The sequence below is a fragment of the Parapedobacter soli genome (assembly GCF_025460835.1).
GTDB classification, from domain to species: Bacteria; Bacteroidota; Bacteroidia; order Sphingobacteriales; family Sphingobacteriaceae; genus Parapedobacter; species Parapedobacter soli.
This window is the reverse complement of sequence record NZ_JAMXAY010000041.1, coordinates 15094-36756: the sequence shown is the minus strand read 5'-3', so window position 1 is coordinate 36756 and position 21663 is coordinate 15094. Positions and strand designations below refer to the sequence as shown.

16 protein-coding genes are annotated in these 21663 nt (G+C 49.0%); 8 read left to right on the top strand and 8 right to left on the bottom strand.

Translation table 11 applies throughout. The features are described 5' to 3' along the window. Positions 1-6: 6 nt before the first annotated feature. The 3 genes from NGM62_RS15990 to NGM62_RS15980 all read left to right on the top strand — a co-directional run bounded on the left by NGM62_RS15990 (position 7) and on the right by NGM62_RS15980 (position 3322). Positions 7-477 (top strand): Dabb family protein, encoded by a 471-nt coding sequence (locus tag NGM62_RS15990; RefSeq protein ID WP_262249266.1) that lies wholly within the window; start codon positions 7-9, stop codon positions 475-477. 24 nt (positions 478-501) lie between these two features. Beyond that, positions 502-696, top strand: a complete 195-nt coding sequence (locus NGM62_RS15985) for a YwbE family protein (protein ID WP_262249265.1) — start codon at positions 502-504, stop codon at positions 694-696. Between the two features lie 205 nt (positions 697-901). Beyond that, positions 902-3322, top strand: a complete 2421-nt coding sequence (locus NGM62_RS15980) for an alpha-ketoacid dehydrogenase subunit alpha/beta (protein WP_262249264.1) — start codon at positions 902-904, stop codon at positions 3320-3322. 22 nt (positions 3323-3344) lie between these two features. On the opposite strand, the gene NGM62_RS15975 is transcribed toward NGM62_RS15980, so the two are convergent. The 6 genes from NGM62_RS15975 to NGM62_RS15950 all read right to left on the bottom strand — a co-directional run bounded on the left by NGM62_RS15975 (position 3345) and on the right by NGM62_RS15950 (position 9664). Further along, entirely contained in the window at positions 3345-4208 is an 864-nt protein-coding gene (locus tag NGM62_RS15975; protein WP_262249263.1) for an ROK family protein, read from the bottom strand. Beyond that, positions 4195-5295, bottom strand: a complete 1101-nt coding sequence (aroC, locus tag NGM62_RS15970; protein WP_262249262.1) for a chorismate synthase — start codon at positions 5293-5295, stop codon at positions 4195-4197. Before aroC ends, NGM62_RS15975 begins: the two co-directional genes overlap by 14 nt. 24 nt (positions 5296-5319) lie before the next feature. Then, positions 5320-6576, bottom strand: a complete 1257-nt coding sequence (aroA, locus tag NGM62_RS15965) for a 3-phosphoshikimate 1-carboxyvinyltransferase (RefSeq protein WP_262249261.1) — start codon at positions 6574-6576, stop codon at positions 5320-5322. Beyond that, the gene (locus NGM62_RS15960) at positions 6576-7682 is read right to left on the bottom strand and encodes a chorismate mutase (RefSeq protein WP_262249260.1); all 1107 of its coding nucleotides are present in this window, start codon (positions 7680-7682) and stop codon (positions 6576-6578) included. Before NGM62_RS15960 ends, aroA begins: the two co-directional genes overlap by 1 nt. Before the next feature lie 82 nt (positions 7683-7764). Beyond that, positions 7765-8589 (bottom strand): prephenate dehydratase, encoded by an 825-nt coding sequence (locus NGM62_RS15955; RefSeq protein WP_262249259.1) that lies wholly within the window; start codon positions 8587-8589, stop codon positions 7765-7767. Positions 8590-8881: 292 nt separating this feature from the next. Further along, on the bottom strand, positions 8882-9664 hold the full coding sequence (locus tag NGM62_RS15950; protein WP_262249258.1) for a patatin-like phospholipase family protein: 783 nt from the start codon (positions 9662-9664) through the stop codon (positions 8882-8884). A gap of 170 nt (positions 9665-9834) precedes the next feature. Here NGM62_RS15950 and NGM62_RS15945 point away from each other — a divergent pair, with 170 nt between their 5' ends. Next, positions 9835-10821, top strand: coding sequence for an ABC transporter substrate-binding protein (locus NGM62_RS15945; protein WP_262249257.1), 987 nt, complete (start codon positions 9835-9837; stop codon positions 10819-10821). An 83-nt stretch (positions 10822-10904) separates the two neighbouring features. Here NGM62_RS15945 and NGM62_RS15940 read toward each other — a convergent pair whose 3' ends face one another. Beyond that, entirely contained in the window at positions 10905-11945 is a 1041-nt protein-coding gene (locus NGM62_RS15940) for an LLM class flavin-dependent oxidoreductase (protein ID WP_262249256.1), read from the bottom strand. Between the two features lie 188 nt (positions 11946-12133). Here NGM62_RS15940 and NGM62_RS15935 point away from each other — a divergent pair, with 188 nt between their 5' ends. From NGM62_RS15935 to NGM62_RS15920, 4 genes are all read left to right on the top strand, one after another. Then, positions 12134-14398, top strand: a complete 2265-nt coding sequence (locus NGM62_RS15935) for a DUF7133 domain-containing protein (protein ID WP_449301318.1) — start codon at positions 12134-12136, stop codon at positions 14396-14398. Positions 14399-14472: 74 nt separating this feature from the next. After that, positions 14473-16836 (top strand): PSD1 and planctomycete cytochrome C domain-containing protein, encoded by a 2364-nt coding sequence (locus NGM62_RS15930; RefSeq protein WP_262249254.1) that lies wholly within the window; start codon positions 14473-14475, stop codon positions 16834-16836. A gap of 36 nt (positions 16837-16872) precedes the next feature. Beyond that, complete coding sequence (locus NGM62_RS15925) at positions 16873-18345, top strand: DUF1501 domain-containing protein (RefSeq protein ID WP_262249253.1); 1473 nt, start codon at positions 16873-16875, stop codon at positions 18343-18345. A gap of 9 nt (positions 18346-18354) precedes the next feature. Beyond that, positions 18355-20505, top strand: coding sequence for a c-type cytochrome domain-containing protein (locus tag NGM62_RS15920; protein ID WP_262249252.1), 2151 nt, complete (start codon positions 18355-18357; stop codon positions 20503-20505). Between the two features lie 126 nt (positions 20506-20631). Here NGM62_RS15920 and NGM62_RS15915 read toward each other — a convergent pair whose 3' ends face one another. Then, entirely contained in the window at positions 20632-21657 is a 1026-nt protein-coding gene (locus NGM62_RS15915) for a LacI family DNA-binding transcriptional regulator (protein ID WP_262249251.1), read from the bottom strand. Positions 21658-21663: the final 6 nt, after the last annotated feature.

The following is a 21663-nucleotide window of genomic DNA, read 5'->3' as shown; positions in this document are numbered from 1 at the left end:
AAATAAATGGATATGGAAAGACGGCATTTTATTAAACGAGCGGGGACAGCAGTTGCTCTGGCAGGGATAGGTAGCAGTTTGGTGGCTGCGTGTGCACCCCCTACATCAAATCAGGAGAACGATCAAACAAACACAAACGACGAAAATAACGAGACAATGGAAAACAAAGAAGTGATTGCACACTACGTGCTTTTTTGGCTCAACGATGGGCTATCTGAACAAGAGATTAAGGATTTCGCTGGTTTTTTTGAGGAACTGAAAGCTATTCCTACGATCAAATCGCTCCATTACGGGAGAGCGGCCAGCACACACGACCGCGATGTGGTGGATAATAGTTTTACATACAACCTGTTGGTGTATTTTGATACCATGGAGGATATCAATACGTACGAGACCCATCCCATTCACCTTGCGGCCATCGAGAAATATTCCAAATTTTGGAATAAGGTGGTGGTGCATGATTCTTGGTTGAATTAAACCCATATCCCGACGGCAGACTGTATGGAAGGAAAATACCGTAAGGACATTTACCCGGGCTTGGAGGTTGCGGTAATCCTAAAGAAGGACCAACGCACAGGGCGCCTTACTGAGGGCGTAGTGAAGGATATTCTTACGTCTTCCTCATTCCATTCGAGGGGTATCAAGGTGAGATTAGAAGATGGGCAGATTGGCCGCGTAACGAAATTACTGGGCTAGCGGAGGCAATGTTTTCCCTCGGGAGACGTTATATTATTGTTTGAATGATACGGGCGGATTTGGTGATACTGGAGGTGACCGGTGAATGTCGCGCCCAATGAATGGCCAATTTTGCCAAAACCGATAACTGCGCCTGGATTTAAAAGCAAATGTAGCTTTTGAACAAATTTTTTTTCTCTATTTTTGGAGCAAACGCAATTTAATTATGTCTGAGACCCATATTAAACAAAGCGAATACCCTACCCGCGCCAAACTTAGTTACGATGATTTCAAATCCATCGTTATCGATGATTACCGGATTGCCGTAGAGAGCAGGGCCGTTAGTTTGTTGGGGCGGAAGGAAGTTTTGACTGGAAAGGCCAAATTTGGGGTTTTCGGTGATGGGAAGGAGTTGGCACAGATAGCGATGGCGAAAGTGTTTCAACTTGGTGATTGGCGGTCTGGGTATTACCGGGACCAGACTTTTATGTTTGCGGCGGGTATTGTCTCGGTCTATCAGTTTTTTTCGCAATTGTACGCACACCCTGATGTTAATGCCGACCCGTCATCAGCTGGCCGGCAGATGAATAGTCATTTTGCCACACGCATGCTTACCCCTGATGGGCAATGGGTTGACCAAACATTGATGAAAAACACTGCTGCCGACATCTCGACGACGGGGGGGCAGATGCCCCGTTTGCTGGGATTCGGAATGGCATCTAAAATGTATCGGAATAATCCCGACTTGGCAGATATGGGTATTTTTTCGAATAATGGTAATGAGGTTGCGTTTGGTACAGTGGGTAATGCATCGACATCGGAAGGGGTGTTTTTTGAGGCTGTAAATGCGGCGGGGGTACGGCAGATTCCGGTCGTGATTTCGATATGGGACGATGGTTATGGCATCTCGGTATCGAACGACATACAGACGACCAAAGCCGATATATCTGAAGTGCTGAAGGGATTCCAACGTGATGAGAAAGGTGACGGGCTGGAAATTTTCAAAGTGAGGGGATGGGATTACCCAGGCCTTTGCGAAACCTACGAACAAGCGGCTAAAATAAGCCGGGAACAACATATCCCTGTTTTGATACATGTAACCGAGATGACCCAGCCGCAGGGCCATTCATCGTCGGGCTCGCACGAGCGTTATAAGTCTGCCGAGCGACTAGCATGGGAAGAAGAATACGATTGTATCTCCAAAATGCGAGCATGGATGATTGAATCGGGGATCGCTGATGATGAGGAATTGAGTGCTATTGAGCGCGCATCGAAAGATGGAGTACGTGCTGAACAGCGGCGTGCCTGGGCAGATTACAACAAAACCCTGAAAAAGGAAGTTGATGAGGCCATTGAGCTGTTGGCAGCAATCCCTCATGAAACGACGCAGATGCTGCTCAATGAGTTGAAGTCGCTGACTGAGCCATCCCTTAAAGAGGTATACGGCACGGTTAGGCGGGCCATCCGCCTATTGCGGGGAACGCAAAGTGACGAAAAGGCCGCATTGTTGGCTTGGTACCGCGAGAAGCAGCAAGTTAATCACAATCGCTATAATTCCTATCTATTCTCAGAAACCCACGAAGCGCCGCAGCACCTGCCTAGTGTTGCAGCAATATATGATGGAGATAGCAAGCCTGTAGATGGCCGTGAAGTGCTGAACGCTTGTTTCGACGCTAATTTTGCACGCGATGTCCGTATTGTGGCGTTTGGTGAAGATGTAGGTAAAATTGGTGATGTGAACCAGGGGTTTGCTGGGTTGCAAGCTAAGTTCGGTGAACATCGGATTTTCGACACCGGTATCCGCGAGGCCGCTATTATTGGGCAAGGTATGGGATTGGCGATGCGTGGATTGAGACCTATTGCTGAGATTCAATACCTGGATTATCTGGTATATGGCCTTACGGTTCTTACGGATGATGTGGCGAGCTTGAGCTACCGCACGAAAGGCGGACAGAAAGCGCCGTTGATTATTCGTACGCGGGGCCATCGATTGGAGGGTATATGGCATTCGGGTTCGCCGATGAGCATGATATTGGGGTCCCTTCGGGGGATCCATGTGTGTGTGCCACGGAATATGACACAGGCGGCGGGCATGTATAATACGTTGTTGCGGTCAGATGAACCAGCGCTGGTCATCGAATGCCTCAATGGCTATCGGATTAAAGAGCGTATGCCAATGAACGTTGGTGAATTCACCGTGCCATTAGGTAAAGCGGAAATTGTTAGGCCCGGCGAGGATGTGACTGTCGTGTCCTATGGATCGACCTTGCGCGTGGTACAGGAAGCATCGGCAGAGTTGGTTAAACTGGGTATTTCTATTGAAATTGTCGATCCCCAAACCCTGCAGCCATTTGACGAGGAGCACGTGTGTGCGCAGTCACTTAGTAAAACCAACAAATTATTGGTGGTGGATGAAGACGTACCGGGTGGTGCATCGGCATTTATCCTGCAGCAGGTACTGGAAGTACAAAACGGGTATTACCACCTTGATGGCCAGCCCCGCACATTGACGGCCAAGGCTCATCGTCCTCCCTACGGATCTGATGGCGATTATTTTTCTAAACCCTCGGCAGACGATGTTATCGAAGCAGTGTACGCCATTATGCACGATTCAAATCCCAAGCAATATCCGGCATTATTTGTTTGATGTTTGATCTAAGCGTTTTCTATTAGGCAAACTGTGCAGCTGCACCAATCAATGCAGCATCTTCGCCTAATTGGCTGATATGTATATCGAAATTTTCGAAGGCATCGGGATTAAATGCCCGGAACACGTTCCACGCTTTGGAGATATTGCCTCCTATAATGAACTTATTGGTAGCCTCTTTGCTACTGAAAAAATGGATGAAAGCGAGCAGGTGGTTGCTGTATTCGGCTAGAATATCGTCGACGGCGGTACTATTATCCCGGACCTGTAGTAACTCCCTGAGGCCCGTTACCGTTATGTCGTATTTGGCGGCTTCCCGCACGAACCATCGGGTCACGAGATGTTCTTCCGCATTGCTGTCGCGATACGGAGTTTTCCATAAGTCAGCATCTACCGCGTTGCTACCTTTTTCCCAGACTGCGGTACCAAGTCCGGTACCCAACGTAATACCTAGGATCTTAGTGTGGTCATGATGTTTTCCAGCAAAGACTTCTCCCTGTAAGAATGCGGCTGCATCGTTCATAAACCGAATGTTTCCACCACTTATACCGAGCCGCTCTGCCAATTCCTTTCGGATATCCATTCCATACAAGCTATCGTACTTATCTTGGTCGCGCATATGCGAAATTCCGCATTCATAATCGAACGGCCCAGGCATTGCGATTCCTATGGACGGTGTGGCTGATAATGCTGGGTTACTTCTAATAATTTCCTGAAACGGAGCTGCCCAAGCCGATAAAATCGATTTAGCATCAGCGTGTGAATTTACACAATGCCTGACGATAGATTCGGTGACTACCTTCCAATCGGTAGTGTCTACGAGGGCAGCAGTAATATGAGTCCCTCCGATATCTGAAGCGATTACGAACTGGTTATTTTGTTTCATAAATCCGGTTTTTGAGTAAATGGTCGGCCATTACCAGCGCTGCCATTGCTTCTACAATGATTACTGCCCGTGGTACCACACACGGATCGTGCCTGCCTTTGCCGGTGATTTCGGTGCTTTTGCCGGTTTGGTCAATTGTTTGTTGCGGACGCATGATGGTGGCTACGGGTTTGAACGCCACCCTGAATGTTATATCCATGCCGTTTGATATCCCCCCTTGAATACCTCCTGAGAAGTTCGTCAACGTTTTGAGGTGTTGCGCATCTGCTTCGGGGTTAACGAAAATATCATTATGCTCGGACCCTTGCATTTCCGATCCGGCAAATCCAGACCCGTATTCGAAACCGTGAACCGCATTGATGCTCAACATAGCTTTAGCCAAATCGGCATGTAATTTATCGAAAACTGGTTCGCCCAATCCTACGGGTACTTGTTGGATGACCACGCTAATGCGGCCGCCCACGGTGTCGCCGGCTTTACGGATGCTATCAATGAAATCGACCATCTCATTGGCCGTGGCGGGGTCGGCGCAACGTACGATATTGCTTTCACGGATTTGGATAAGCTCGTCGATTGGCAGTGGCTCCAGGTTTGGAGCTTCGATTTTTCCGACACCGGATACATGGGCGAAAATGCGGATACCCGATTGTGCGAGGAGGCTTTTTGCGACCGCACCAGCAGCGACTCGCGCAGCTGTCTCGCGGGCTGACGAGCGCCCACCACCACGGTAATCACGGATGCCATATTTGACTTGGTACGTGTAATCCGCGTGTGACGGCCGATACTTATCCTTGATGTGCGAATAATCCTTCGACCGTTGGTCCTCATTGGGAATGACCATGGCTAATGGTGTACCTGTGGTCTTGCCTTCAAACACGCCGGATAGTATTTGGGCTGTATCGCTTTCTTTACGTTGCGTGGTGATCTTGGATTGACCTGGCCGACGTTTATCCAATTCGGATTGGATGAACGACTCGTCTATTGCGATGTTCGCCGGGCATCCGTCTATAATGACCCCAATGGCCGCACCATGCGACTCACCGAACGTGGTAATACGAAATATATCTCCAAATGAATTTCCCGCCATATTGATTGTAGCTTACGATGGTGGCTAAGATATAATAAATCCCTGTTGTTTCAAATGTTTCCAAAAGTCGGGATATGATTTTTCTACCACATTGGGTTCATTGATCCGTACGCCATGGAATACCAATGCCAGTGGTGCAAATGCCATGGCCATCCGGTGATCTTCGTATGTGTCGATGGTCAGACTTACCGGGCGGAACAAACCTTCGGTATGGAGATGGTATACGGTACCATCTTCTATCAGCTGCACCCCTATTTTAGCCAGTTCGTGTTGCAATGCCGCTACCCGGTCTGTTTCCTTGATCCGGAGCGTATGCAGGCCTGTGAATGAGAGATTCCGTCGCTGAGCTGCTGCACAAACAATGACTGTTTGGGCAAGATCGGGGCATTCGGTAAAGTCGAGTGTTTTTTTCTCGCCGGTACCGCCGGATATCGTTTTCTGGATGCGCAAGCCGCCGTTTTCAAACGAGGAGATTACTCCGAAGTCAGCCATGATGGTTGCTATTGCGGCATCTCCCTGGAGGGTATTCTCTTTCAGGTTCGGTAGGAAGAGATTGGCTTTATCGGCCAAAGCCACCATTGCATACCAATAAGATGCTGCGCTCCAATCGGGTTCGATGACCAATTGGCAGGGTTTTACCGTCTGGGGAGCGACGGTGATGGTGTTGGCCACCCAATGATGTGATACACCGGCCTCTGCTAGCATGTCCAGCGTCATGGTGAGGTAGGGGCGAGAGGTAAGTTCGCCCTCGATTTGTAGTTGCAATCCGTGAGGCAGGGCGCTAGCGACGAGTAATAACGCCGATAAGTATTGGCTGCTTACATCGCCTTTTATTCGTATAGCGGTGGTCTGCTGATCTAAGCCACCCTGGATGGCGAGTGGGGGATAGCCCGGTTGTCCGGTATACTGGATGTTGGCCCCCAACGTTTTCAGTGCCTCTACCAATATGCCAATGGGCCGCTGCTGCATCCGTTCGCTACCTGTGAGTTGGTAACGGCCGCTTGTTATGCTTAAATAGGCGGTTAAGAACCGCATGGCCGTACCAGCAGGGCCGATATCGATCGGTATTTCAGAATCCCTGTCGGCCGCCGTTACTTTGGTGAGTGCTTCCCTCAACACTACGGTATCGGCAGCTTCGGAAAGGTTTTCAATCGTTACGCTGCCGTGTCCGAGGGCTTCGATAATCAATGCCCGGTTACTCTCGCTTTTCGACCCAGTGAGCTTTACGGTGCCGCCGAGCGACTTTGTTGGGTGGAATAGCCCGATTACCCGATTCGCCATTATGCCTCCGCTGCTGGTGTGGTGTTCATAATTTCATTTTGCTTGCGGATAGATTCGTTGTGGATGAGCTCAAGCAGCTTCACGGTGAATTCCTTATCGAGCTTAAGAGCCTGTGCCACATTGCTGCGCTTTTGGATAATCTCGTCCCAGCGGCTTACTTGCAGGATGGTCACATTATTGTCGCGCTTGTATTCGCCGATCTTTTCAACGATTTTCATCCGGTCGCTTATGATTTTGATAATTTGGTCGTCCAGCTTATCGATGTCTTTTCTGAATTCGGCTAGCTTGTCTTCGAATACAGGATCGTTTGACTCTGCGTGTCTGGCAACGAGGTTCGTAATGATTTCGGCAAGTGCTTGCGGAGTCACTTGTTGTTTTGCATCGGTCCATGCCACGGAGGGGTCGATATGCGATTCGATGATAAGCCCCTGCATGTCCATGTCCAGTGCTTTTTGTGCAATGTAAGGTATCAACTCGCGGTTGCCACAGATATGGCTGGGATCGTTAATCACGGGAAGTTCGGGTACCATCGTTTTGAGCTGGATCGCCAGATCCCACATCGGCTCATTGCGGAATGCCGTTTTTTCGTAGGAGGAGAAACCTCGGTGTATAGCACCCAGTTTTCTGATACCGGCACGGTTTACGCGTTCGAGGGCACCTAACCAAAGGGAGAGGTCTGGGTTAACCGGGTTTTTGACTAATACCGGTACATCTACACCTTTCAACGCATCGGCTATTTCTTGTACGGTGAAGGGATTGGCGGTAGAACGGGCTCCTATCCACAGGATATCCACGCCGGCAGCGAGGGCCTCTTCAACGTGTTTGGCCGTGGCGACCTCCGTTGTGATAGGCAAACCCGTTTCGTCTTTGGCCTTACGCAGCCATTGCAGGCCAATGCTGCCGATACCTTCAAACTCACCGGGGCGTGTACGAGGTTTCCAGATACCTGCGCGGAGTACGTTTACTTTGCCAGTATTGGCAAGTAGGTGAGCAGTGGCCAATACTTGTTCTTCCGTTTCGGCACTGCATGGTCCGGCTATGACCAATGGCAAGTCGCCGGTATCAATCCATGATTTCAAGGGTACAATGTCTAATGTCTGTTTCATTTTCTCTTCTTTTTATTTTCTTCTTTTTTGTTTTTTTACACGTTGTTTTTTCGGGTGATGTACACACATCATTTCGGTTCAATCAAACCTTATCATTTTTTACATATTCGCCCATGATGTTGAAATTATTTGTATGCTTTAATACCCGGCGTATTGCAGCCTCATAGTCAGCCTGGTTTTGCCATTCCAAATCTACATAGAACTCATATTCATTGCGTTTGCCCAACACCGGCATAGATTGTATACGGCTGAGGTTGATATTTTGCTCAGCGAAACATTTCAGCACATTGGAGAGTGACCCTACCCCATTGCCAGTCTGGAATGAAAGCATGGCTTTGTTGGTATTTTCTTTTTCTACTGCTTCCCTAGCTAGGATAAGGAACCGGGTATAGTTTTTTTTGTTGGTTTCAATACGTCTTTCCAGGATATCCAACCCATATAACTTCGCTGATAGTTGATTGGCAATTGCGGCGGTATCTGTTAGCTGCAACTCGCTTACCTTTTTTGCACTTCCGGCAGTGTCTTCTCCCTCGGTGACTTTGAACTGTGGATTTTCTTCAAGGAAGTCGCTGCATTGCTGTAAGGCAATGGGATGTGATTCGACGAACTTGATGTCTTGGATAGTGGTGCCGGGAACAGCCAACAGGTGGAGTTTGATGTGCAGATATACTTCACCGATGATGGTGAAGCGGTAATCGCGCAGCAGGGCATGATTTGGCAATAATCCGCCGGCGATGGAGTTTTCGATAGCCATTACGACGTGGTCGACCTGGCCATGCTTAAGCAATTCGCAGGTTTTTTTAAATGACTCGCATTCTACAGTTTCAATATCATTGCCAAAATACTTGTAAGCTGCTTCTTCATGGAAGCATCCTTTGATACCTTGTATGGCGACTTTTATACTCATGTTCTTTTTGTATGGACAAAAAAAATCCCGGCTTTCGTGCCGGGACTTTTCTACATTTATACCTTATTTCGTTATCAATGCATATCAATCCCGGCATTCACTGGTAAAGTAAAAGAAACCGAAAAACCGATATGCGTTGTTCTCTATTAACATTTTCCTTATTTGACGAGCCAAATTTACGCTATTTTTCTTTATTATCAAGGAGAAAACGTAAAAATTGTAAAATTTTAATAATATCTTGGTTTTGTATGAGAAAAACGCAGTTCCGGGGTAAGGCGGTTCTCTGTGTTTTTCAGACATTCGTGAGACGCTGTGAGACATACGTATAAACATATTCATAAATAGCCATCACTTCCTTTTTTTCGAACATCCCGAATTGTAGCATTTCGGGTGGTTCTAGAAACAGGTTGCATTTCTTCGCACTCTCTGCTACGGAATGTCCGATTGCGAGATGTGTAATCCGGTCGAATACCTTGGCAGGGCTGAGTTTGTCTGCCATAATCCGGTTGGGTGCATTTACATGTACTCCGATTAAGAACTTGCATTGTCCAAGCAACGGCTTTACAGGTAGGTTGTCGAGTATACCACCATCATAATATATGGAGCCTTTGTGTTTTACTGCGGGAAACATCAATGGTACGCTGGATGAGGCTAGAAGCGCTTCATCCAAGGTGCCCGAGTGGAAGTATTCGATCTGGCCCGATGTAAAATTCGTTGCGGCTACATATAACGGTGTTTTCAATGATTCGAAGGTGTTTGCAGGGATGTGCTTCTGTATCATTCGCGAGACGAAGTGGCTGTCTAGGAAGCCGGACGTCCGTAGCCGGAAGCTTGTTGTAGGGAATAGGTTGTTTTTTTCGATGATACTCAACATCGCATCTGCTGTATAGCCGGCGGCATAAAAGGCGCCAATTATAGCGCCCATACTGCACCCCGAAATGACCGAGGGCCGGTAACCATGTTCTTCGAGCGCTTTGATAGCCCCCAGGTGCCCGATACCCCTGAGGCCACCGCCCGAGAGTACAAGGCCCACCTTATGCGGCCGCTTCCATCGTTTCTTGAAATTGAAAACCATTTGGCAACATTACGAATTTTAGCCGATTATACAGGTATTGGCTGACGTATTGTATCAGGTGTTGGGCGTTCGTTTGAATAATTGCCCATAAAGTCTATTTCTCTATAAAATAATACGCGGTGGCGGACGAGAGCTGATAAATACGATACATTTTCGCTAAGTTTGCTTCTATGCTTAGAAAATGCTGTATCCTGCTAACGATATTCCTGAGTGGTCTTATTATCGCTTGCCAATCGCCCCGGAAACAGGAGGGGGTTCCTGTTGTTGGCTTTGTCGAGGCCTTTGAAGATGCCACCATTGCCCAAGCGCGGCTAGGCTTCATGGATGCCCTCGCCGATAGTGGGTATAGTGAAGCTGATGGTACCGTTACAATCATCCATCGCAATGCACAGGGCGACGCGGCCACGCTCAACCAGATTATCAGCTATTTCAACAGCGAGGAGGTGGACCTTATTGGTACCAGCACTACCTTGGCTACCATTGCTGCCGTACAAAGAGGTAAGGACATTCCGATATTTCAGACGGTGACAGCCATGCCCACTGTTTTAGGGCTGTTGGCAGCGGATGGCGATGCTCCGGATAATTTGTTTGGTACGGGCGAAAACCTGGATTATATAGACACATCGTTCACCCTTATCGCTGAGATGGTGAAGCCAAAGGGTAAACAGCTTACTGTCGGCATGATCTATAACCAATCCGAACCCCAATCGCTGGAGGCGTATGAACGGATAGCCCTGTTAGCAGACAGTATAGGCGTGCAATTGGTAGCACTGCCGCTCAATTCGTCGGCCGAGGCGCAACTGGTGGTGCGGACGTTATTGAATAAAGATATCGATGCCTTTTTTGCCAACCCGGACAATACGGTATTTGCAGCGTTTGAAACCATTTTGAAGAACTGCAATGATAAAGGCGTGCCGGTTTTCACCAGTGAATCCGGACTGGTAGCCAGGGGTGCTGTTGCGGCTTTCGGAGCAGACATTTACCAGTGGGGGTATCAAAGCGGTGCACAAGCCGCACGGTATCTCACGGTAGGATCCACAGACGGTTTGCAGGTAGAGATGCTCCATGTGAGGAGGCGTGTATATAATACCGAAGCGGCGCAACGTTTTGGTTTCGAATTCCCGGATACCTTTGCGCAACTAGGAGCCGGGAACTAGTAAAATTTATTAAGTACCCCAATGGAAGGCGTGCCTAGTTGGACTACTTCCCGTATTGAATATGATTACAATATATATGCAGCCTACGATTTGTCACGTAGGGCGGCCTTCACCTTCGGGACAATCTTTGTGCCGTAAACCTCGATGGATTTCATCAGGTCTTTATGGGAAGGTGCGCCCACGTCCATATGCGTTGCAAATCGCGTCAGTCCGAATAACTCCTGCACATATAAGATTTTTTCTACCATGGCATCGGGCTCACCGATGAATAATGCACCATGATTCGATTTCCCAAAATCAAATTGGGTCTGCTGGTATGGCGGCCAGCCCCGTGACCGGCCTATCCGGTCCATCTGTGCGGCGTACAGCGGGTAATAATTGCGGCTGAGCTCGTGGTCGTCATCGCCAAATAGCCCGTGCGCGTGGATGCCTACTTGAAGTTTGGAAAGATCGTGTCCATGCTCTGTGTACGTTTTTTTATAGAGTTCAAAGAGAGGCTTGAATTGGGCAGGCGACCCGCCGATGATAGCTACCATCAGTGGCAACCCTAACCTGCCCGCACGGACTACAGATTGTGGGGTGCCACCCACGGCTATCCATATCGGGAGGTTGTTGTTTAGCGCCCGGGGCAGTACTTCCTGGTTGTTAAGTGGTGCCCTGAAGTTTCCTTTCCACGTGACTCGTTCGTTTTTGTTGATAGCGAGGAGCAAATCGAGCTTTTCGGTAAACAATGCTTCATAATCCTGCAGGTCGTACCCAAAAAGAGGGAAAGACTCGATGAAGCTGCCCCGGCCAGCCATCAATTCGGCACGGCCACCAGACAATAGGTCTACCATAGCAAAATTCTGATATAACTTCACAGGGTCGGCCGAGCTGACCACTGATACGGCACTTCCTAGCTTGATGCGTTTGGTTACCGGAGCTGCGGCGGCTAATATGATTTCCGGACTGGGCACGGCATAATCTGGGCGATGGTGCTCGCCAATACCGAAATAATCCAATCCCACTTCGTCCATCAACTTGATTTCTTCGATGATTTCCTGAAGCCTTTGTTGTGTTGGTTGAAATTTACCTGTTGCCGGATCTACGGCCAGATCTCCAAACATGCTGATACCTAATTCCATAATTATCTCCGTTTGGAGACAAAGGTAAACAAGAAGTTTGTGGAGAATGTTGTCATAGGTTAAGAAATATGTGATGAACAAGGTTTATAAAAAATGTTAGCTTTGCCTGGCGATTATTGGATCTGGAAACATCATCCGTAATATTTTTATAGCTAGTTCAGCAATTAGCTTGATATTTTAAGAAATTGATGCAGATTTGTAGTGTGAACACTAGTCCTGTTACTTTTTTTTTAGTTTTTACAATTGTAATCACTGTCTTTACATCCTGCCATACGGCTGATCAACGAGTGTTGAGTCCGCAGGCGTCCCTAAAAGCATTGGAGGTCGAGGATGGTTTTGAGGTGGATCTTGTAGCTGCAGAACCGTTGGTGATTGCTCCCGTTGCTATGGCTTTTGATGAAAAAGGTAGGATTTGGGTAGTAGAGATGGATGGGTATATGCCCGATACCTTAGGCATTGGTGAAAATGCACCTGTGGGCCGAGTGGCAATCCTGACGGATCATGACGGTGATGGTAAGATGGATGAGCGTACGGTTTTTCTCGATTCGTTGGTTATGCCGCGCGCGATATGCCTTGTGGATAGCGGGGTGCTTGTAGCCGAACCGCCCAATCTTTGGTTTTACGAAATAGATGCCGATAAGCCTGCCGGCCGTACGCTTGTGGATAGTGTGTATGCCGAAGGAGGCAATGTGGAGCATCAGCCCAACGGCCTTTTGCGCGGTTTGGACAACTGGATTTACAGCGCGAAGTACGATTGGCGCTACCGGCGGCTCGCTAATGGCGATTGGCGGAAGGAAAAAACCCACTTCCGTGGACAATGGGGTATTAGCCAAGACGATTGGGGCCGGCTTTATTACAACGATAATTCGAGTAACCTTTTTGGTGATTATTTTTTACCCGGTCTCGGTTCGGGTAACCCCAATCAACGAGAAGTTGCGGGGTACGGTGAAACAATCGTTGCCGATACCCGTGTTTATCCGTTGCACCCCACTACAGGTGTAAACCGTGGGTACATGGATGGTATTCTTGATAGTTCCGGACGCTTAGTGAATTTTACCGCAGCCTGTGGTCCATTGGTTTACCGCGGAGGTTTGTTGCCTGGGATCAATGCGTTTGTTGCAGAGCCTGCTGCTAACCTTATCAAAAGGAACACGCTTGTTGAAGATGGCTACCGTACTACGGGTGAACAGGCATATCGTGGGCGAGAGTTTTTGGCGAGTAGTGATGAGCGGTTCCGCCCGGTAAACCTTTGCGATGGCCCCGACGGTGCGCTCTATGTAGTAGACATGTACCGTGGTATCATCCAGCACAGCACTTACCTAACGCCTTATCTGAAAAATGAAATTGACGTACGTGGATTAGCCCTTCCACTTAGCATGGGGAGGATTTACAAGGTGGTCCCGAAGGGTGTCAAAACTACTCGGACTGCAGTGCCTCGCGATGCCGACTCGTTAGTAATGCTCCTAGGACATATCAACGGATGGGTCCGCGATAAAGCACAACAGGTATTGATAGACCGTCATGCGACAGATGTTGTTGGGAAACTACGCGAAATTTTACAGGCAAGCGATAACGATAAGCAGGTCGCCCATGCATTGTGGACTCTTGAGGGGCTGGGACAGTTGGACCTAGCTGATATCCGTGTGTTGCTGGAGCGCCAACAATGGCAGCTTCGTGCGCAGGCTATTTCGGCAGCCGTGTCGTTGGCCGAGAAAACCCCTACTGAAAAACTGGTAAATTTGATTGCCGCCCATGTCTCGGAGAGCGATACGCTATTGATGCCTCATGCTGCGTTTGCCATTGCTGCATTTGCTGACGTAGATCGGTCAATCACTGAGCAGTGGGCCATTGCGCATGCAGACAACAAATATGTGGCCGACGCGCTGATTAGTGGGATTGAAGGCCAGGAAAAAGCGTTGCTTACGCGAATAATATCCAGAAAATTGCTCGATACATCTTCGGTGTTATACCATCGTTTGGCGGCGGTGGTAGACGATATAGATGGCAAAGCGGCTGCAAACAGCCAGCTGGAATTGGCTAAGCGGTATCCGCAGGGTGTCGCGCTGTTTCAAGCGACCTGCCAGCCTTGCCATGGCGAAGACGGCCGTGGCGTTTCATCAATTGCGCCGCCGCTGGCGGGATCGCAATGGGTAATGGGCAATAAGCAACGCCTGGCATCCCTCGTTTTGTATGGGCTTACTGGAGCAGTGGATGTTTCGGGACGTATCTATGAAAAAGCCGACGTTAGCGGTGAAATGCCAGGAATTGCACACAACCCTTCCATCGACGATGCCGAGCTCGCCCAATTGTTGAGCTACATCCGCAATGCTTGGGGAAATGCGACAGGGGACGAAGTACTGCCTGAAGATTTGGGCGTAGCGCGCTCAACATTTGGCAAGCGCACCGAGCCATTTACCCAAGACGAGTTATATCGCGTTTTTGGACGGGACTAGCTAGGATACTTACTTTTATCGATTTAGCATTCGGCTATTCCAAAAGTTTCGTTACTTTTGAATGGAATACCAATATGAATCGACAGATGCGATGCTTTTTTTCGGCAAAATGGCTTATTGGAGTTGCTATCATTTTAGTTGCGGTAGTGCTTTCGGGTTATTTTTTGTCTGTAAATAAAAGTGGTCGTTCAGTAGGGGGGGCGGCCGTGTTGCCATCGGTTGTCGATTATAATTTCCATATCAGACCTATCCTTTCAGATAAATGTTTCGCCTGCCATGGTCCGGATAAGAATGCCCGGGAGGCAGACTTGCGGCTCGACACGGAAGAAGGGGCTTATAAAGCATTGGTGGAGACCGCTGGTATGCATGCTATTGTACCGGGCCATCCCGATAAGAGTGAGGCCTTCCTGCGTATTACCAGCGAAGATGAAACTATGAGAATGCCCCCCATGTCATCCAACTTGGTGCTCACGACTTACGAAGTGAAGCTGATTGAACGCTGGATTGAGCAGGGGGCGGTATATAAACCACATTGGGCATTCACCGCACCAGAGAAGGTTGCTGTACCCAAGGTTGATGATGAGCACTGGCCCGTCAATGAGATAGACCATTTTGTGTTAGCCCGTATGGGGGAAAAAGGATTTGAGCCCAACCCGGAGGCTGAAAAACAACACTTGTTGCGAAGGATAAGCTTTGACCTGACCGGATTGCCGCCCAATGAAGATCAACTCCACCGATTCATGGCAAATCGGTCTGTGGATAGCTACGAAAAGATGGTTGACGAGCTTATAGCGTCGCCTGCCTATGGAGAGCGTATGGCGATGCACTGGCTGGATGTAGCAAGATATGCCGACTCATACGGTTATCAGGATGACGATATTCGGACACAATGGCCTTGGCGGGATTGGGTAATCCACGCGTTCAATGGAAATATGCCTTATGATCGTTTTGTAACATGGCAATTGGCTGGAGATATGCTGCCAAACGCCACGAAAGAACAGGTACTTGCTTCGGCATTCAATAGGAATCATAAAATCACTGAAGAAGGTGGTGTAATCGAAGAAGAGTATCGGGTGGCATATGCCATTGATAAGACTAACACCTTCACCAAGGGTATTCTGGGTATCACCATGGAATGTGCCCAATGCCATGACCATAAGTACGATCCTTTTTCACAGAAAAATTATTTCCAACTATACGCATTTTTCAACAATTCGCTAGAGAAGGGACTCGAGGGGTTGGTTGACTCTGGCCCATCCAAAACGCCGCGGCTCACCATTACCCAGCAGGATGTGGAAGATATATTGAAATTCATAAATAAAGGAGGTGATACATCGGCAGTATCGGTATCTGTGATGGGCGAACGCGATGAGGTGAGACCTACCTATATCCTCGATCGTGGACTATACGATTCGCCCACAGAGCGTGTATACCCTGGTACACCTGAGGCAATCCTATCTTTTGATAGTGCACAATATGCACCGAATAGACTTGGACTAGCCGAATGGACCTTTAGTAAGGAAAACCCACTCACTGCCCGGGTATTTGTAAACCAAATATGGGCCATGTTTTTCGGGCGGGGGTTAGTAGCTACCGCAGCGGATTTCGGAAACCAGGGTGAATTGCCCAGCCATCCCGAGCTATTGGACTGGCTGGCAGCCGATTTCCGCGATAATGGGTGGGATGTGAAGCGGTTAGTGAAACAGCTGGTGATGACGGCGACTTACCGTCAGTCATCAAGGGTTACCGAAAGGCATTTAAGGGATGATCCGGAGAATATCTATCTGGCGCGTTCGAAGCGGCTTCGTTTGCCAGCAGAGTCTATCCGTGACCTTGCGTTGGCCAGTAGTGGCCTGCTGAATACCGAAATCGGTGGTCCGAGCATAAAACCCTATCAGCCTGACGGTATATGGGAAGTCACAAGTTCGGGACGGGGTTCGCTAGCCAATTATGTTCAAGACCATGGCGACGCCTTGTACCGCCGGGGAATGTACGTGTTCGTTAAACTGACCGTACCGCCACCCAACATGCTCATTTTTGATGCCAGTAACCGCGATATGTGCGAAGTGACGCGTCAGCGTACCAATACCCCGCTTCAGGCGCTCGTAATGCTGAATGATCCGGTCATCCTCGAAGCGTCGCGGGTACTTTCGGGGAGGTTGTTGATGGAGGAGCCGGAGGCTCCATTAGAGACTTATCTCATACGGGCTTTTCGCCGGATATTAAGCCGGGATCCGAGTGCCAGGGAATTAACACTTATGGAAGCTTATTATAAGGGTGAGTTGGACCGCTATGAAGGAGAGCCTGATGCAGCACGTGCATTCCTGGCTGTGGGTGAAGCCCCGGAGAAACCGGGTGTGCCCCTTGCCGAGCATGCCGCACTAATGGCGGCTGTCCACGCTTTATATAATCTGGAAGAAGCGATTACGCGGACATGATGATCTGAGGGTATTTCATTAACTGTAATGAAGGATATGAATAAAGATAAGGTGATCGAAAAAGAAGTGGAACAAGCCCGTCTGTACCAGAACAGGCGACAATTCCTCTCGAAGTTGAGCATTGGTATCGGGAGTGCGGCGTTGGGTTCGCTACTAATCCCAGATCTCTTTTCGGGTAAGGGTACGGGAGGCGATCGTGGGGTCTCGATGCTTCCGCATTTTGCGCCCAAAGCGAAGCGTGTGATTTATTTGTTCCAAAGTGGCGGTGTTTCCCAATTGGAGTCGTTCGACCCGAAACCGAAGCTGCGGGAAATGATGGGGGAGGACCTCCCCGAATCGGTACGTGGCGGGCAGCGGCTTACCGGTATGACCGCTAGCCAAGCGACATTTCCGCTGGTAGGCTCGTATTATGATTTCGCACAATATGGCAAAAGTGGGGCATGGGTAAGCAGTGTATTTCCCTATATGGCTAATGTGGTGGATGACTTGTGTATCATCCGGTCGCTACATACGGATGCAATCAACCACGATCCAGCAATTACCTTTTTTCAAACGGGGGCGCAGCAAGGCAACCGGCCCAGTATGGGTGCGTGGCTGAGCTACGGACTGGGTAGCGAAAACCAAAACTTGCCTGCTTTCTGTGTATTGGTGTCGAAAGGGCGGGGCAATGGGCAGGGCGTGTATGCGAAATTATGGACCAATGGTTTTCTTGACTCCGTGCACCAGGGAGTACAGTTCATGGGCGGTCCTGATCCGGTACTGTATCTGAGTGACCCTTCCGGGACAGACCGTATAAGTCGCAGAGCATTATTTGATAAGCTGGCGGAATTGAATGGACTCCAGTTCGATGCTTTTGGTGATCCGGAGATTACTGCAAAAGTGCAGCAATATGAAATGGCTTACCGTATGCAAACCTCCGTGCCTGAAGTGACGGACCTCGCCAAAGAACCCGACCATATTATCAAACTATATGGCCCGGACTGCTTAGTGCCGGGCACATATGCTGCAAACTGCTTGTTGGCTCGTAAGCTTTCTGAAAACGGCGTTCGTTTTGTGCAGCTCTACCATCAAGGGTGGGACCAGCACGATAGCCTGCCAGGTCAGATGGCTTTGCAGGCCAAAGATGTCGATCAGGCATCAGCCGCGCTAGTAACCGATTTGAAACAACGCGGTTTGCTTGATGAGACGCTGGTCATTTGGGGTGGCGAGTTTGGACGTACCAATTACTGTCAGGGAAATCTGGCTTATAACAACTATGGTAGGGACCATCATCCGCGCTGCTTCAGCGTGTGGATGGCGGGCGGCGGGATTAAACCGGGTGTTGTATATGGTGAAACTGATGAATTTGGCTACAATATTATCAAAGATCCGGTACATGTACACGATTTCCATGCCACTATTCTGCACCAATTGGGATTGGACCATGAGAAGCTAACCTATCGCCACTTAGGCAGACGTTACCGGTTAACGGATGTGGCAGGAACCATCGTAAAAGATATACTGGTATAAGGGGAGTCAATGAAAATTATCCAGTCCCTTTTTCTGAATATTCTCATTGGCTTGGTTGTATTTACCCTGTTTTTGCTGATTTTCGAATATGCTGTTGTTATCCCGCCCGTATTGCAGGTACTGGGGCGTAGCCACCCGCTTTTGCTGCATTTTCCCATAGTACTGTTGGTTTTAGCATGGGGGCTAGCTTGCTTCCAGAACCGATTGGTGTTACCGGCGGGTTTTGCTGTACGGATGGTGTATGCGTTGCTGTTTGCCAGTGTGGTGAGTGCAGCCTTTACCGTTGTGGCCGGATTGCTGCTCGCGCAGGAAGGTGGGTATGAGGGGGCGTATTTTTTGTGGCATAAATGGCTTGGTGTGGCGTTGCTGTTTTTGTCACTATTGTTGTTGGCATACCACCGTCGGGCAATGGGCCCAACAGGTGGTTATCGCCTTTTATTCCGAGCAGGCCTGAGCATCTTATTGGTCATTCTCGTGGTGGCCGGGCACTTTGGAGCTTCGTTGACCCATGGAGGCGATTTCTTGATTGAACCATTGCGCAACGGTAAGCAGAAAACATTAGATATGGCTACTGCGGCTGTATTCCCCGATTTGGTGTACCCAATACTCGAGGCTAAGTGTTTGAGCTGCCACAGTAGTACTAAAGCGAAGGGTGGTTTGGTGCTTGCCGATACGGGTGCTTTGATGCGGGGAGGTGAGAGTGGCCCCGTGTTAGTAAGGGGCGCGGCAGGGGAAAGTCTCATCATTGAGCGCCTGTTGCTGGATTTGGACCATGAGCACCGGATGCCTCCTAAAGGTAGGCCCCAATTGAAGGCCGAGGAATTAGCGTTAATCAGTGCGTGGGTGGCTTCCGGTGCTGACTTCAACATTCCCTTGGCGTCGCTGCCGTCGGATGATACCATTCGACGTTTGGCACTAGCCCTATACCCAATAGCCGAAGATGAGTATGATTTCCCGGCCGCTGATGCCGAAATTGTCAGGTCGTTGAATACCCCTTACCGTGTAGTCAGGCCAGTCGCTGAGTCGTCGCCTGCGTTGTCAGTGAGTTTTTTTGGTAAAGCATTTTATACTGCGGAATCACTTGAGGCCCTGAAGCCCGTTAACCGGCAAGTGGTGTCGATTACACTGAGTGGTATGCCATTAACCGAAGCCGACCGTGATGTATTGCGAACTTTTACCAATTTGCGGGAACTGAAATTGAATGGTACACCGGTGGACGATACATGGTGCGATATATTGTCGGATATTCCGAAATTGCACACACTAAGTTTAAGTAGTACCTCAATAACGGAAGCAGGCCTCATGGCCGTGTTGTCGGTGCCGTCTTTGCGGTCTGTGTATGTGTGGAATACAGCTATCGATGCTATCGCTGTTGAGAAGCTACAGCGGCAGTACCCACATACTCGTATCGAGCTAGGATATATTGACGATGGACAGACGGTGCTTCCATTGAATGATCCTATCATCACACCGGTAAGTAAGTTTTTCCGCGATAGTCTGTGGGTTGTGCTGCGTCACCCTGTGCCGGGCGTGGAGCTGCGGTATACCACCGATGGGAGTGAGCCTGATAGCATACATTCGTCGGTCTATCGAGAACCTTTTCTGGTGTCTGAGTCAACTTCCGTGCGGGTAAAAGGGTATAAGCCGGGGTGGATATCGAGTAGCGAAGCCGTCCGTACTTTCCACCCTTCGGGTCACCCGTTCAGTTCGGTCGTATTGGAAACGGTACCGAGTACCAACTACAAAGGTAGGGGGAGCTACACACTGCATGACCTTGAGAGTGGAGGGAGTAATCATGCCGACGGGAAATGGCTTGGGTTTTACGGCGAATCGATGGTTGCTGCGCTGTTTTTCGATAAAGCTATAGGTATCGGGATGGTGGGCGTAAGCGTCAAACAGGATTATCCGATCCATATTTATCCTCCGCAACAAGTTGAGGTGTGGGGTGGGGCGAATGCGGAGCAAGCCGAATTGTTGGGCCAATTGCAGCCCGAACTGTTTACCTCGGCATTGCAAAGTAGAGTGATTGAGGTTCCCGTATCGGGGAGGGACATCCGTTACCTACGTATTGAGGCGAAGCCCTATGTTCCCATTCCAGTTGGGTACCCGGCAGCGGGTAATCCGGCATGGATTTTCGTCGATGAAATCATTGTCCGCTAAAATTAGCTGGTTATCTCTAAAACCAAGTACACCGTTTGAAATGTGTTTTGATAGGGCTTTTTGACGGGTTTTTAATGGTGCCCGTAAAGTTTTACGCAATCATCGGTGTTTTGGGGACGGCTTTAGTTATCTTTGTTTATGACTGGAGAAGACCTGTAATTCACAAGACGTTTTGACAAGTTTTGGTTGATACTCCGCTTGTGGGTTATTGATTAAATCCAGTAGGAGTGAAGCGGCTTTTTGTCCGATTTCATGGGGTTGTTCTTTGAGTGAGCCTAGTGGGGGGCGTTCGAGGTATTCGATGACGGGATTAGCACCATAGCCAATCAATTCTACTGAGTCGGCCTTGGCAGGGAAGTCTTGACGTAGACAGTTCAATGCGTCGAGCATTACCTGGTCTTTGAAAGCGAGGATGGCAGTGGGAGGTTTGTCGAGCCGCATCAGCCGGCGTGTCGCCTGTCTGTTGCTTGCCTGTGTAAAATCGCTTTCTTGCACGAGTGATTTATCGTAAGGGATACGGTGTTGAATCAATCCGTCGCGGTACCCCAAAAAGCGATCGCGGCTGGTGGTCCAGAAAGAAGACGCATTGATAAAACCGATGCGTCGGTGCCCCCGTGATACGAAATAGGCGATCGCATCTATTGCCCCCGTGTATACGTCGCTGCAAACGCAATGGTGTTCTTCGTTGATCGGCTTTCGCATAAAATAGACGATTGGTATCCCCGAATTGACAACATCGTTAATATGCGTGGTATCCAGTGTTTCGCGAGATATTGCAATTATGAGGCCGTCTACGCGATTGCTCTGCATCGTAACCAACAGTTCCTTTTCACGTTGGATGCTTTCGTGGCTTTGACCGATGAGTACGTTGTAACCGTGATCATACGCGAATTTTTCAAATCCCTCGACTGCAGCGACATAGAAATGGTCGAGCATGCTCGGTATAAGAATACCCAAGGTGAATGATTTTTGCTGCTTGAAACGGATAGCGGTTTGGTTAGGAACGAAGTGCAGCTGCTTGGCGAGTTTTTTGACACGCTCTTTTGTTGTTGCCCCGATATTGGGGTGATCCCGGAGTGCCTTTGAAACAGTGGAAGGCGAGAGACTCAGAGCAGCTGCAATATCTTTAATGGTAGGGCGCTTGTGGTCCATTGGGCT

Coding starts and splice junctions, on each gene's coding strand:
- NGM62_RS15950 (WP_262249258.1), bottom strand. CDS start 9,664: ATGGTTTTCAATTTCAAGAAACGATGGAAGCGGCCGCATAAGGTGGGC.
- NGM62_RS15945 (WP_262249257.1), top strand. CDS start 9,835: ATGCTTAGAAAATGCTGTATCCTGCTAACGATATTCCTGAGTGGTCTT.
- NGM62_RS15985 (WP_262249265.1), top strand. CDS start 502: ATGGAAGGAAAATACCGTAAGGACATTTACCCGGGCTTGGAGGTTGCG.
- NGM62_RS15935 (WP_449301318.1), top strand. CDS start 12,134: ATGCAGATTTGTAGTGTGAACACTAGTCCTGTTACTTTTTTTTTAGTT.
- NGM62_RS15915 (WP_262249251.1), bottom strand. CDS start 21,657: ATGGACCACAAGCGCCCTACCATTAAAGATATTGCAGCTGCTCTGAGT.
- NGM62_RS15925 (WP_262249253.1), top strand. CDS start 16,873: ATGAATAAAGATAAGGTGATCGAAAAAGAAGTGGAACAAGCCCGTCTG.
- NGM62_RS15930 (WP_262249254.1), top strand. CDS start 14,473: ATGAATCGACAGATGCGATGCTTTTTTTCGGCAAAATGGCTTATTGGA.
- aroA (WP_262249261.1), bottom strand. CDS start 6,576: ATGGCGAATCGGGTAATCGGGCTATTCCACCCAACAAAGTCGCTCGGC.
- NGM62_RS15980 (WP_262249264.1), top strand. CDS start 902: ATGTCTGAGACCCATATTAAACAAAGCGAATACCCTACCCGCGCCAAA.
- NGM62_RS15960 (WP_262249260.1), bottom strand. CDS start 7,682: ATGAAACAGACATTAGACATTGTACCCTTGAAATCATGGATTGATACC.
- NGM62_RS15920 (WP_262249252.1), top strand. CDS start 18,355: ATGAAAATTATCCAGTCCCTTTTTCTGAATATTCTCATTGGCTTGGTT.
- NGM62_RS15940 (WP_262249256.1), bottom strand. CDS start 11,945: ATGGAATTAGGTATCAGCATGTTTGGAGATCTGGCCGTAGATCCGGCA.
- NGM62_RS15955 (WP_262249259.1), bottom strand. CDS start 8,589: ATGAGTATAAAAGTCGCCATACAAGGTATCAAAGGATGCTTCCATGAA.
- NGM62_RS15990 (WP_262249266.1), top strand. CDS start 7: ATGGATATGGAAAGACGGCATTTTATTAAACGAGCGGGGACAGCAGTT.
- NGM62_RS15975 (WP_262249263.1), bottom strand. CDS start 4,208: ATGAAACAAAATAACCAGTTCGTAATCGCTTCAGATATCGGAGGGACT.
- aroC (WP_262249262.1), bottom strand. CDS start 5,295: ATGGCGGGAAATTCATTTGGAGATATATTTCGTATTACCACGTTCGGT.